The sequence below is a fragment of the Butyrivibrio sp. WCD3002 genome (genome assembly GCF_000424265.1).
In the GTDB taxonomy this organism is placed as follows: domain Bacteria; phylum Bacillota; class Clostridia; order Lachnospirales; family Lachnospiraceae; genus Butyrivibrio.
The window spans coordinates 180,678-194,707 of record NZ_AUJO01000006.1; the positions used below are offsets into that span (position 1 = coordinate 180,678).

Here is a 14,030-nt window from a genome sequence, read left to right on the forward strand (position 1 = left end):
ATGAAAATATCCATCAAAGTCTCTCAAGGGGAGTTTTGTTATATTTTTCCTGATGCGATAAACTTACGCAATTATTTCAAGCAATGCGTCCTTCAGGTTTTCCTTTACATCAAGAGATCTGATATATGCTGTCTTGTCGAGGTTTTCTTCCTGAAGCTTATGGTAGAGAACTTCCTTAAGATCGTAGCTGATCTCGCATCTCTTAAGGAGTCTGTAAAGCTCATCTACTCTCTGCATTCCGGAGAGGCATACATTCTCGATAACAACAGTTGTCTTCTCTCCTGAATTGTAGGTGATGCCTTCAATGCGGGCCTGTCTGCGCTCTGCATCATAGCAGGAAGCCACACCGGCACCGCTAACGTTAGCACCCTCTTCTACACCGCAGAGAACAAGACTGATCTGTCTCTTGGCGGGTACAAGCTCTGTATTTCCTGTTGCGGGAAGAATTTCAACTGTAAGCTTCTTAGATGCAGCATCGTACTTCTGAGTAATCCTGGTTAACGCTCCGGTGCCGTCTGCATAAGCATTGCTTATTCCGTCATCCTCAAACAGCTCATATTCGCCGTCAGCGCCAACGCCAAGGTAAATATCCAGGGCTTCGGGACACTTATTGATATCCTCTGAAGCTTCGCTGTCCATAGGCACGATTCCGCCTTCTTTTATAAGCACCGGGATGTTCTCGATTGGACGATAGAGGTTGCGGATTTCCTCACCCTCGTAAATATTTCCGCCCATTATATCTATCCATCTGCCCTTTGGAATAAAGGCATGAACATGAGCCATCCTAAGCTCAGGATCAAGCTTCTCGGTGATCGGGAAGGCAATCATCTCAGAGCCGAAATAGTAGCCGTTTCTGGACTCATAAGCGCCCTGTACATCCGGTGAATCGTAGTACAGAGGTCTTATAACCGGCACATCCCTATTCCATGCTTTATAGCCCTCAGTATAAAGGTAAGGAACCATTCTATGACGAAGTCTCATGTAATCATCAACAACTGATCTCATGGGCTGCGGGAGATTCCAGGGCTCTTTAAAGAAGAAAGGATTGCTTGAGCTGTGCAGTCTCATAATAGGTGAGAAAACGCCAAATTGAACCCATCTGCAGGTTCTCTCCGTATCCTCTTCTCCGTGCATGTGGCCGCCGATATCGTGGCTCCACCAGCCATAGCCTACATTTGATGCTGTAGAAGTAAAGAAGGGCTGCACATTAAGGCTTGTCCATGTGGCATAAGCATCTCCGGAGAAACCTATGGGATATCTGTGACTTCCGACTCCTGCATATCTTGAGAAAATCATAGCTCTCTTGCCGCGGCGAAGCTGGTCAAGATAATGATAGTGGTTAAGAATCCAAAGCGGATCCACGTTACCCTGACGGGCCTTTGTGCCCTGTTGCCAGTCAATCCACCAGAAATCTACACCTTCATCCTCGTAGGGATGCATTACCTCTTCAAAATAGGTATCAACAAATTTAGGATCCATCAGATCAAAGCTGACAGGCTCCTCGTTCTCCATATCGACACCCATTCTCTTTGCCACTCTCTCATAGCACTCTTCAAAAGCTCTGATTCCGTCAGCAGGATGGAGGTTCAGAGTAATGGCTTTTCCGCGCTCCTTCAGAGTCTTTAAAAATCTTCTGTAATCCGGGAAATATTCCTTATTCCAAGTATAGCCGGTCCAGCCTGTACCGTATTTTTCATCAATTTCGGTAATATGCCAGTCCATATCGATAACCGCTACGGAAATCGGTACCTTTTCCTCCTCGAACTTATCCATAAGTGCAAGGTAGCTCTCTTCTGTGTACTTTTCATACTTACTCCACCAGTTACCGAGAGCATATCTGGGGATCATGGGAGTCTTGCCGCAAAGGTAATAGAAATCCTTAAGAGTGCGGTAATAATCATTACCATAGCCAAAGAAGTAAACATCCTCCTCCGGGTACTCTCTGTCCTTTATTTCCTCGCCCTCAAGCTCGCAGCTGTCGCCATCCATGAACCATGCATAGCCGTCTCTCGAAATAAGGCCGTGGCCGTAAAGAATGATTCCGTTTGTCTCATCGAGAGTTCTTACGGTTCCGAGAAGATTGCGTCCAACCTCGCCAAAATGCCAGGTTACTTTTTCTTCCAGAAGCTCGATAGAAAGGCCCATAGACGTAAAGAACTTCTTATCATAAGTCACCTTAAGTCTTGCTGTCTTAAAAACAAGCTTTTCTTCAGTATCCTCAAGGATTTCGTAATCTACCTTGGGAAAGTCTCTGTTTAAAACGGTCTGAGTTGCGTTGTCTGTGAAGTGTCCGTCTTTTTCATATTCAAGACGGAGCAGGCTATCCGTCAGTAAACTGATTCGATAACCTGCTCCCTGAATAATATTTTCCTGCGGACAAATTGCGTCTAATTTGAATGTCTGCATTTTAAATATCCTCTTCTGTCTTATTTGTTGGCCTGATATGTGCTATAGGCATCCTGCTGTATCTGAATGAAATCATTATAACCCATAGCTTCCAGTGTTCCAATATATTCATCCCACTGTTCATCAACTCCGCCTTCTGTAACCCATGTTGCCTGAGTAGCTGTTACATAAGCATCGATATCAGTGAAAAGTGTAGCCAGTGTGTTAAGCTGATCAGTTGTATAGCTTACGTTAGGATATGCTTCCTTAGCGTATTTTCCGAGCTCCTTATCAAGAGCAAGCTTAGAAGCATCACCGTTCTCAGCTGCGTAGAAAACCTTGTCATTGAAGCCATCTGCTACATACTTGGGACCGAAGTCACGAACTGACTGAATCCATGCAAAAGTATCTGCTGAATTGCCATCCTGAGGCTCAAGAACTGTGTAGGTTCCGTTTGCTTCATCCTTCTCAACACCAATACCGAAGGAACCGTAGAAGTTCTGGATTGAAGCATCTTCTGTGTAGAACTTATCGATCCATGAAAGAAGGGGACCGGGATTCTCACACTTGCTTGTTACAACGAACTCATATCTTGAATAGTTCCAGTGCTCAGGATCTGATGAGATGTACTGATTTCCGTCTGGACCTGCAAGAGCGGGAAGAGCCACGTACTCACCTGCATTTGCGCCGAAGGTTGAATCAGCTGTCCATCCTGCTGCTGCACCAACGATAGGTGTCTCGTTCATGAGCTTTGCATCACGCATAGAGGAATCCTCTGTGAAAAGCTCGGGATCGATGAGACCGTTTACATAGCAATCGTGCATCCACTCAATACCTGCCTTGTACTCCTCTGATGTAGGAATGTAAACAGGGTTGCCATCCTTAACTGTCATCATGTAGGTTCCGTCAGCACCAAGAGTTGTTCCAAAGGGCAGGCAGAAGAACATAACTGAATCAGCATAGCCCTGTCCGAAAGGAATCTCATCTGTAGCATCGCCGTTGCCGTTAGCATCGTTATCTCTGAATGCTGCAAGGCAATCCTCGAATTCCTTATATGTTGTAGGAACCTCAAGTCCGAGGTTATCAAGCCAGGTCTTGTTGATGAACATCTGGTTAGCAACTGTAGGTCTGCAGGGCTTCTTGGAAGGAAGGCCATAGATGTGACCGTCAGCAGAAGTTGCAAGAGCCTTCATGGTAGAATCTGATTCCATAACAGCCTTAAAATTAGGCATGTACTCGTCGATGTAATCATCAAGTGCGATGAAGGATCCTGTATTTGTCAGAATATCTGACTCTGAAAAGCAGATTGATCCAAGGAATGCATCCGGAAGATCACCGCCTGCAAGAAGAACTGCCTTCTTATCAGCCCAGTCAGAGTTAAGGATTGTATCCCATGAAAGGTCGATTCCTGCTTCTTTAGCAGCCGCATCCGGGAAACCTGTGTGATAATCCTCGCCCCAGTCTGCCCATCTGACTGTTGCGACTCTGTAACCACCTTCTGCCACTTTTTCATCAGCTTCCCCTGCAGATTCAGCAACAGGTGTTGTGTCATCCTTTACCTCTGTGGTCTGTGTGTTTGCACTGCCGCCACAAGCGGTAAGGGTCAGAGATAACGCCATAGCGCCGGCAAATAAACCATAATTCTTTTTCATTTTCATACTCCTTCTCTTATAAAATATATTGTATACTATTTATCCCTTCACTGCTCCTATCATGACGCCCTGATTGAAATATTTTTGCAAGAAAGGATAGAGCATCATAATCGGCAGTGTAGAAATCACTATTGAACCGTACTTCATCATGTCTGAAAGCTGCCTCAGCTCCTGAGCCATGGTTCCGGTTGCGGCACCCAGAAGTGATTCATTTGCTATAAGAATTCTTCTGAGTAAAAGCTGCAGAGGAATCAGATCCTCATTTTGCAGGTAAATAAGTGCGTTGAACCAGGAATTCCAGTGTCCTACCGCTGTCCACAATCCCACTACCGCGATGACCGCCTTTGAGAGCGGCACCGCAAATTGCAGGAAGTACCTCATGGTGCTGCAGCCGTCTATCTGCGCTGCTTCCCACAGAGATTCAGGGAGGGAATTTTGGAAAAAAGTTCTCGCAACAATAATGTTGTAAGTGGATACCGAAAAGGGCAAAACCATAACCAGGAAAGTGTCAAGGAGTCCAAACTGTTTGACTATCAGGTAGGTTGGTATCAGACCTCCATTTACAAACATTGGTATGATATAGAAAATATTGATCCACTTTCTTCCCGGAAGGTCCTTTCGGGACATTGCGTAGCCGGCTGTAATATTAACCACAAGAGCAACCGCAGTGCCGACTATCGTATATATAATGGTGTTCAAATAGCTTTTCCAGATCTGGTTCTGCTCGAAAAGCTTTTGGTATCCCCTTACATCAAAGGTTTTAGGCCAAATCCATACATTTCCGCTGGCAACGTCCGCAGGATTACTGAAGGACGCGATAATAACAAACCAGAGCGGATATATAACCATAATGATCATCAGGACTGCAATTACGTGGAATACAATGTTTACCACGGTGTCCTGCGTTAATCTCTTTCTCTTAACCATGAAAATAATCTCCTCAAATGAAGTTCTTCTTTTATCTTTAGAACAGGCTGCTCTCAGTGAGCTTTCTCGACATCAGGTTTACAAGCAAAAGTACTATCACGTTTACAACCGTGTTAAACAGGCCGATTGCTGTTGATAAGCTGTACTGCATGCTCTGCATACCCATCTTGTAAACGTAGGTTGAAATGATCTCACTGCTCATAATGTTCTGCACATTCTGAAGAAGGAAAGCCTTCTCAAAGCCTATTCCAAGAATGCTTCCTGCCCTCAGTATCAAAAGAACCATGGCTGTGGGAAGAATCATCGGTATATCTATAAATCTGATCTTCTGCAAAGTGCTTGCACCGTCTACTGTTGCTGCCTCGTAGTAGGTCGGATCGATTCCCGCAAGAGCTGCCAGGTAGATAATGCTGTCCCAGCCAAGATGCTGCCAGATATCACTCCACACATACACATGCTTAAAGCCCGATGCGCTTGCCATCAGATTGGGGAACTTTGCTCCGAACAGATTAAACAGATTTGCAAAAAGTCCGCTTGATGGTGACAAAAATATGAGAATCAAACCGCACATAACCATCGTTGAAATGAAATGCGGAAGGTAGGTAATTACCTGAAAAACCTTCTTAAACATTTTTGTTTTCATCTGGTTACACATCAGCGCCAGCAGAATCGGAAGAGGAAATCCAACAACGATACTGTAAAGGCTGAGGATCAGCGTGTTTTTGATGGTTACGCCGAACTGGTAGGACCTGAAGTATTGAAGGAAATTTTTAAAGCCTACAAATTCACTTCCCGTGATTCCCAGTGCCGGTGAATAATTCTGAAAAGCTATCACGATTCCAATCATCGGCAGATATGCAAAACAGAATAAAAGCACCGCCGAGGGCAAAAGTAACAGATACAATTGATAATGTTTTCTTATGTTTCTAAACTTGTTTTTCATTGCGCTCTCCTTTTGTTCATGAATCAGATGATAGATTTTTTGAGTTTGTAAAAATAGCACATTTTGGTTCACCACATAGCACTTTTTGGACAAGGTTGTACGAAACTATAGATTGCACAATTTTTTATATATATAATGAAATCATGAAAAATAAGAACCGCACGCGGTCCTATCCCGTGGTCCAGGTTTTAAGCAAAACTGTATATCTCGCCATACCGGTCATCATTTTATTTATAGTTGTGAGCTGGTTTTCTTTTTCAGAGATCAGAAAGCAGAACAACCTGGCAGTGGAGAACACCGTAGGAATTTATCAAAATGAATTAGAGCACAGACTGTCTGCCATAACACATTTCGTGCAATGGACGGTGGTACACGATCCTATATTGGACGCATTTACCGTGCAAAATCACATGGGCGATTATCGAAAAGCCAGCAACGAGCTGCGGCTCCGCGTAAGTGATATGCAGTATTCCACAGGAAATGAGTACCAGTATTTCTTCTATTGGGATGAAAAGGATATCTTTTTCAACGCTTCTGAGATTAACGTAGACTACGATACCTATAAGGAGATTAAAGAAAAAATAAGATCGGACGTTAGCTTCAGAACAGCCCCCGAGGGGAATTTCTCCTGGAAGCCCTGCATTTTTAAAGAAAAAGAATTTCTGTACTACACCATCACCTATAAGCACAGAACCTTTGCATGCCTGGTATCGATGGAGGATATTCTCTCGCCCCTCTCCTCACTTAACCTTGGAGAGTACGGTGCAATAAGCGCCATCAGCGAAACAGGTGAAGTTTTTTACAAGACAAAGAAAGGTCCTGCAGGCATCATAAACAGCGTTTACAACAGGCTTTACTTCCCGGGAAGCACCTCCGGTCTGCCCTTCTCCCTTGCCATAGATTCAAGGGTCCTTGGTAACTACGGAAAACTGTTCGTGCTGCAGGTCATTGTATTCCTTGCTGCCCTGATGCTGAGCTTTATTATGGGCGGATACATTCTTGTGAGCTATAAAAAGGTTATCCTGCCGATTAAGATGTTCTCAAAGAGTCTCTCAGAGATGGATTCCGTCTCAGATGGCGACGGTCTTGACCTCACTGACAGCAAAATCCAGGAGCTGAATCAGATAAACGAACAGTTTAAGAATCTGATCCATGAGATAACAAGACTTAGGATAGACATTTACGAGGCGGAGCTTGATAAAAATAAATTCCTGATCCACTTTTTGCAGCAGCAGATAAAGCCCCATTTTTACCTGAACTGCCTCACGACAGTGGACAGCATGGTGAGCCTTGGAGACATCGATGCCGCCAAAAAGATGCTGATGTTCACATCGAAATACTTCCGCTATCTTTTCCAGGTAGACATGAACTTTGTGCCCCTTGCTAACGAACTGCAGCACATCGAGGACTACCTTTCCATACAGAATATGAGACTTAGCCGCCCCACACTGTTTGAGGCGGATATTCCAAGGGAATTTAACGAACTCAGTGTTCCTCCTCTTCTGCTTATTACCTTTGTGGAGAACTCTGTAAAGCATGCGGTTCCGCGGGATGGAGACAGTCTTAAGGTGACCCTTAAATGCAGCATGATGAACGAGGACGCCGTGGAAATTACAATAACCGATAACGGGGAGGGCTTCCCAAGGGACGTCCTAAACAAGATAAAAAACGGCGAAGATATCGTCGAGGATGGTAACCATATAGGTATTACCAACTGTATAAAGCGTCTGAAGCTCCTTTACGGCGATAATTTCAGGCTCCTTGCGGATAATGTAAGACCCAGAGGTGCAAGGATAAGCCTTAGAATACCTGTAAGAAACGAGGTTTAAATGAACATTTTACTGGTTGATGACGACCGTTTTGTCATCGCAGCACTTGAAAAGAATATGGACTGGGAAAGCCTTGGAATTACCACGGTTTTTACCGCCTATGACATAAAAAAAGCCCAGGAAATCCTGGCTAATAACACCGTCGATCTGCTCCTTAGCGACATTGATATGCCCCAGGGAAGCGGCCTTGAGCTTTTGGGAATCCTTCGCGAGCAGGGAAACAATATCCCCGCAATTTTCCTGACTAACTATGCGGATTTTTCCTATGCAAAAAGAGCTCTCGAGCTTCGGTCCTTCCACTATTTTCTTAAGCCCATCGACTATGAAGAGCTGGCGAAAATTATAAAGCAGGCTCTTTTGGAGGTAACCTCCGACGGTCGTGATATGGCCACTTCCATTTCCAAATTGTGGTATGACTATCTGATTGACCGCCGCATCACCTATAAGGCTCTTATGTCCGATATGAACAGGCATCAGGCCTTTGAAAAGGGGATTCCTTCCTACATAACATGCCTGATTCAATTTGGCGAAGGAAACCTTAGTGACGACAGAGGTATGATGGCAGCCCGAATAAGACATATCACAGAGTCCATATTCGGTAGTGCTTTCTCCACTCAGGGCGTGCTGATCCCCTATCAGTCAGCGGATTTCATACTTTTCGCACTTATTCCTGTAGGAAGTGATGAAGCCTCCGTTTCAAGACTACGTCCTCTTTTTGGCGAGTTGTATTACTCATTGTCTGATGAATTCGGAATCAACCTCAGACTTTTCCTGAGCTCTGAAAAGAAGGTAAGTGAAATTCCGGAAGTCCTCGACAGCCTGGTTGGTATGCGCGTCATGCCCTTTGATGAAAATAACTCCATCATCTACATCGACGAAACCTCGGTTACCACCCTGCTTCAATATGTGGATGCACACTTCACCGAGGACATGAGCCGTGAGCACTTATCAGAACTGTTCTATTTTGCACCGGATTATATAACTAAGATTTTCAGAAAAGAAACGGGAATGAGCTTTAAGAATTACATTATAGAAAAGCGTCTTGATCTGGCCAGAAAGCTCCTGCAGACCACAGATGACTCTGTCAGGGACATTTCCTTAAAGGTAGGCTACGATAACTACTCCTACTTCACAAGACTGTTCAAAAAAAGCTTTGGCGTAACACCTGTGGAATTTAGGGGAAAATAATGGGCGTGCCACCGGGGACGGTTCTTTTTGGCATGCCATTGGGGACTGCCATTGGGGACGGTTCTCTTTGGCACGATATTGAAGACTGCCACCTGGGACGGTTCTCTTTGGCACGATATTGAATATCGTGCCAAAAAGAACCGTCCCAGGTGGCATGAAAAGAACCGTCCCCGGTGGCATGCATGCAGCAAATCATGAAAATTTCATCTTACCGCTAGCTGCGTAGTTTTCATACATTTCTTTATATCTGTCCAATACTTCGGCATCCTCATTTGAGACTTCTCTGTTTTCCTCAGATTCAAGGGCCAGAATAAACTGTCCAAGCATATAATAGCCATAAATATATACGCCATTTTCATTAGGACCATAAATGATACATTCCTTGTGGCCATCTACCTCTCCAACTCTTGGCTCACCAAAAGCAGTTTTCACATTTCCAAATTTCTCACAAAGCTCCTTAACGGACGTTTTCATCTTGGCGATTCTTTCCTTGTGAGCATTGATATTGCTCATGATAAGTACCATCACAAGTTCAATCAGTATTAAAACCGCAGAAGGCAGTCCCTTCTCTATATCCGTGATAATGTAGAACACAGCAAAGGCTATCAGGCACAGAGCAAACAGTCTCATAGCAAACGCCATACGCCTGTCTACCTTAAGGTCGATCACCTCTCCTGCAGATGTTCCCATAAAAGCAAGACCTTCCATCATCAGCAAGAATATTACAACCATGCCTTTTCCATTTGAATGACTGAGATAAAGATAAACTGTTCCAAAGGCCATGAGTCCCATTCCAAGGATATCGCTAAGAACATTTGTCATTCTGTAGCCGATAAGCTCAGAAATCCACACATACATTATGTTTAGTCTGAAGTAACCTATCATGAATAAAAATATGGATATTCCAAGGATCACATAGGACGTAACTGTAAGATTTCTTGGCAGAAAAAACAGAACCACGTATGACAATAGAAGTGCAAGTACATTTATCCAGTTATTTTTCATATTATCAAAAACCTCTTTCCATGCTATTTTTAATCTCTCCCATTATAACACATGCCATTGGGGACGGTTCTCTTTGGCACGACAATATCGTGCCAAAGAGAACCGTCCCCAGTGGCATGTGGTCCCCGATGGCATGAAAAAATCACCGGTCCTTGCGAACCGGTGATTATATATGAGCTATAATGCCTGACTATTATGCTCTCTTTTTGAATTTGAACTTAGCGTTCTTAAGTCCGCCCTTCTTGAGCATTGAAACAGCCTTGTCAAAGGTCTTCTGATCCTTTGCATATACTGTTACTTTTGCGCCTGCCTTGACGCCCTTGAATGCTCCCTTCTGAACAGTCTTAAGTGTGTTACCATTGACAGTTATCTTACCAAGCTTTCCGCAACCGGTAACTGCACCCTTTTCAATCTTCACAACGCTTTCAGGAATTGTAAGTGATGTGAGCTTCTTGCAATTCTTTACAGCGCCCTTTCCAATGGATGTAACCGTATAGGTCTGACCATCGATAGTTACTGAAGAAGAAATGGACAGCTTCTTTATCTTCTTTCCGGCAGATGCCTGGTATTTAACCTCATAGTTGCCGCTTACAACGTATGAACCATTGCCTGTTGTTGTCTTTGTTCCGGCTGCTGCGGATGTCGGCTGAATAACAGCTGCAGGCATTGGATCATTGTTATTATTATTGTTGTTATCGTTTTCTACAGCAGCTCCGTTAGCAAGCTCTACGAAAGCAAAGGTACTAAAGTGGCTTACTGTGATAACCATTGTATTGTTTACAAGCTTAGGCTTAATAAGCTCGTAGGTACCATCTGCATAGAAATGAAGTACATACAATACAGACTTCTTAATATTTCTGGGCAGTGGCAGAACAATTGTGATAGGTGCCACAAGTTCTTCAACAGGCTTTAATGAGCTTTCACTATCACCAACCTTGAGAGTGATATCCATCTGCATTGCATTTGTAAATTCATCGCTGATGGGCATCTTTTTATCTTCAGATGTTGCCTCAAACTCTACTTTAGCTGTCTGTCCGGGAGCTGCGTTAAGTCCGGCGCCAGATACTGATACATTGTTTGTGTTGACATTATCTCCCATTACTTCCTTGAGAGCATTCTGAGTGCCTGGATCATTTGCAACAGGATCAACTTTAATATCAGCAGCAGCTACATAAGCATCCTCAAGTTCCTGAAGCTTACCTGCCACATCGTTATTGGAAGCAGCCTTATCAGCAAGGGAATCTACAGTTCCAAGTTCCTTAAGGGATTCCTTGACTGTATTTTGCATAGCACCAACTTCTCCGTTTGTCTTCTGTTTTTCAAGTTCATTAACAGCTCCGTTGATACCCTTGGATATCTCCTCAGCGTTCTTACCATCAACAGTTACTTCACAGGTATCTGTATAACCACCGTCATTAGTTGTAACTGTGATCTTTGCAGAACCTTGGCTTTTACCTGTGACTGTACCATCTTCAGCTACAGTAGCTACGGCTTCATTGTCACTCTTGTAGATAACAATATTGTTTGTTGCATTTCCCGGCTTCACAGCAGCCTCAAGCTTATGTGAATCACCTACGCCTATGGTAACCTTCTTTTTATCTAAAGAAACTCCTGTAACCTTAACTACCTTATCTGTGTAACCGGCATAAAGTGTTATGTCGGAAGTAGGAACATAATCCTCGATTGTATCGATTGTAGCTATGAGAGTAGTGCATGCCTTATCAGAATACCATCCGGTAAATCTCTGGTTGCTCTGCTTATTGCCCTTTTCTGTATATCCATAAACAAGTCTGTTAAGGGCATGATCTGCTCTAGCATCTATTGTCATGATAGTTCTATTATTGTCATATACCCATCCGCCGTTACCGTTGAATGTAATCCTATAGGAATTGTCCCAGATAGCATAAGCCTTCATGCCATCGGTAACAGGTGTATCCTTCGTTATAGTGTTTCCGGTTCCATCTGCCATTGTATTCCATTCTACAAGAACTTTGGTTCCGTTGCTAACTTCAGGAATCTCACCTACAGTTTCGCCATCCACATACAAAATGGTTTTCTTCACATCCCCATATTCAAATTTTCCACCATTTGCATCGAACTCAGCTGATATAGCTTTCTCCCAGATAGCATAGAGGGTCTCATCACCTTTAGGAACATAGTTGTGAAGGTCAACCTTATCGGAACCATCCGCTTTCGTTGACCAGCCCCTAAGAGTATATCCGTCTCGAAGACTTACTACATATTCTTTCTCGCCCTCTTTAAGGATTGTTTTTCCTTTACCAATACGGATGGAATCTTTCTGCTTCAGCAAATGTTCGCCTGCAGAAATATAGCCCCAAAGGATTTTTCCTCCATTACCATCCAGTGTGATCTCATTAGCATCATCCCAGACAGCATAAAGTTCTGTGTCTTTATTCAGAATTTCAATGTTCTTTAATACTGTTCCCTTTTCAGTTAGACTCCATCCAAGGAATGCCTTATTAAAATCATTATCCGGTATCATGTAGCTACTAAAGCTAACTTTTTTTCCTTCCGGGTATCTGATTACCAGAGTCGATTCATCAAAAGTTACAACGTTAGAATAAGATTTGTTTTGAGGGAAATATCCTTCTGTAGCATGATATGTGACTTTATAACCCTTTTTCCATTGAGCAAATAACTCAACATCCTTTTTAGGGTAATAATAACCCTCTACTCTTTCGCCACTTCCGTCAGCTTTAGTATTGTACTGATCAAAAATAAGATCATCTTCGTTATTAACCATCTCCGGTACATAACTATTAGTATAAATACTATCACCATCAACAATTGTCATGGTGAAAGATGTAACCTCTTTATCATCGTGATATATAGTTGCATTATCAGCATTTGCATGGATGGTAATCTTGTTTCCCGGCTTCCAGACAGCATAAAGAGTCATACTCTTTGTAGGTGTATATCCATTCATTATGTCATATTCAAGAATATGCTCCCCATTCGGGTCGTTTTCTTCAGTACTCCATCCTGCAAATCCAAGGGTATCGTCGTTATGTTTAACAATATCCCCTTTTGGGTAAAGACTTTTTCCCTTTAGAACCTTTTCAACATATTCATCAGTAGCATCAGTATTAGTGTTATAGAAATAGCCTCCATTGGGCTTATAGGTAATAGTGATAGGCTCTTCATACTGCGCATATAAAGTTATATTAGACGTAGGTATATAATTAAAAATATCATCATCATCTATAACTATTCCGCCACCATCAGGCTCTGTAGTCCAGTAAGAAAGAATACGTCCATCATCAATCTCAGCCGAATAAGCTTCTTCGAGCTTCTTCCCTGCCAATACTGTGACGGATTCTACTTTGCTACCAATACCGAAATGCCCACCATTTGCATCAAATGTAACTGTATATGATTCTTTCCATACGGCATACAATGTTAAAGATGTTTTATCAAGTACATAAGTATTTTTATTTATGATTTCATCCGCAGACGGACTGGTACTCCAACCTGAAAATTTCTTTCCCAATGCGGATCCATCAATCTCCATATCACCTTTATCGAAATAACTATAACTACCTAATGTGCCACCTCTGGGGTATGTTAATGTCACCGTAGGACCATCGACATCTTTACCTGTCGCACCAAATCCACCTTGCGCTTCCCAGTAATAATCTATAATTCCGCCATTCGCATCAAATGTTATCTGGCAACCATCACCATAAACGGCATAAAGCGGAGTGTCTTTATCAGGAGCTACTGCTGTACTCTCACTAATAATGTCGCTTCCACCATTTGTTGAACTCCAACCAAGAAAAGCCTTACTTGAATCATTGCTATAGCATACATAGTTGGTATCAATAGGTTCGCCGTAGGCATGCTTTTTAACTAATGTATTTTTACCATCAAATAACTTTCCATCACCGGCATTATAGGTTACATCGTAACCTTCAACCCATTTAGCATAGAATGTGATGGCATTTGATACACGAAAACTGGAAATGTATGCAATATAGTCCTTTTTGCGTTCTTCATCAGTATACCAACCATAAAAAACCATATTCCCGAATGTTGCACCCTCAAGGTCATTGTATGCATTGATGTAGTTGTTCTTTTTCA

Annotated in this window: 8 protein-coding genes; 2 read left to right on the plus strand and 6 right to left on the minus strand. The window is 43.0% G+C overall.

What is annotated here, in order from left to right; all coding sequences use genetic code 11:
* Nucleotides 1-63 precede the first annotated feature (63 nt).
* From G608_RS0109285 to G608_RS0109300, 4 genes are read right to left on the minus strand one after another with little or no spacing between them, the layout of a single operon-like run.
* A complete protein-coding gene (locus tag G608_RS0109285) occupies nt 64-2,406 on the minus strand; it encodes a glycoside hydrolase family 31 protein (RefSeq protein WP_026495796.1) in 2,343 nt (780 codons plus the stop codon).
* A gap of 20 nt (nt 2,407-2,426) precedes the next feature.
* Entirely contained in the window at nt 2,427-4,037 is a 1,611-nt protein-coding gene (locus tag G608_RS0109290) for a hypothetical protein (protein WP_196810171.1), read from the minus strand.
* A gap of 39 nt (nt 4,038-4,076) precedes the next feature.
* Nucleotides 4,077-4,964 (minus strand): carbohydrate ABC transporter permease, encoded by an 888-nt coding sequence (locus G608_RS0109295; RefSeq protein ID WP_035795124.1) that lies wholly within the window; start codon nt 4,962-4,964, stop codon nt 4,077-4,079.
* A 37-nt stretch (nt 4,965-5,001) separates the two neighbouring features.
* Nucleotides 5,002-5,907: an ABC transporter permease gene (locus G608_RS0109300; RefSeq protein ID WP_026495799.1), complete on the minus strand. Its 906-nt coding sequence runs from the start codon at nt 5,905-5,907 to the stop codon at nt 5,002-5,004.
* 239 nt (nt 5,908-6,146) lie between these two features.
* Between G608_RS0109300 and G608_RS0109305 the strand changes: the two genes are divergently transcribed.
* Nucleotides 6,147-7,736 carry a histidine kinase gene (locus G608_RS0109305; protein ID WP_207637690.1) on the plus strand — a complete coding sequence of 530 codons (1,590 nt, stop codon included), beginning with the start codon at nt 6,147-6,149 and terminating at the stop codon, nt 7,734-7,736.
* A complete protein-coding gene (locus tag G608_RS0109310) occupies nt 7,737-8,924 on the plus strand; it encodes a response regulator transcription factor (protein WP_026495801.1) in 1,188 nt (395 codons plus the stop codon).
* Between the two features lie 192 nt (nt 8,925-9,116).
* Here G608_RS0109310 and G608_RS0109320 read toward each other — a convergent pair whose 3' ends face one another.
* Nucleotides 9,117-9,929, minus strand: a complete 813-nt coding sequence (locus G608_RS0109320) for a hypothetical protein (RefSeq protein WP_026495802.1) — start codon at nt 9,927-9,929, stop codon at nt 9,117-9,119.
* A gap of 193 nt (nt 9,930-10,122) precedes the next feature.
* Nucleotides 10,123-14,030, minus strand: a 3,908-nt coding sequence (locus tag G608_RS22420) for an InlB B-repeat-containing protein (RefSeq protein ID WP_196810172.1), incomplete at its 5' end; no start/stop codon positions are given.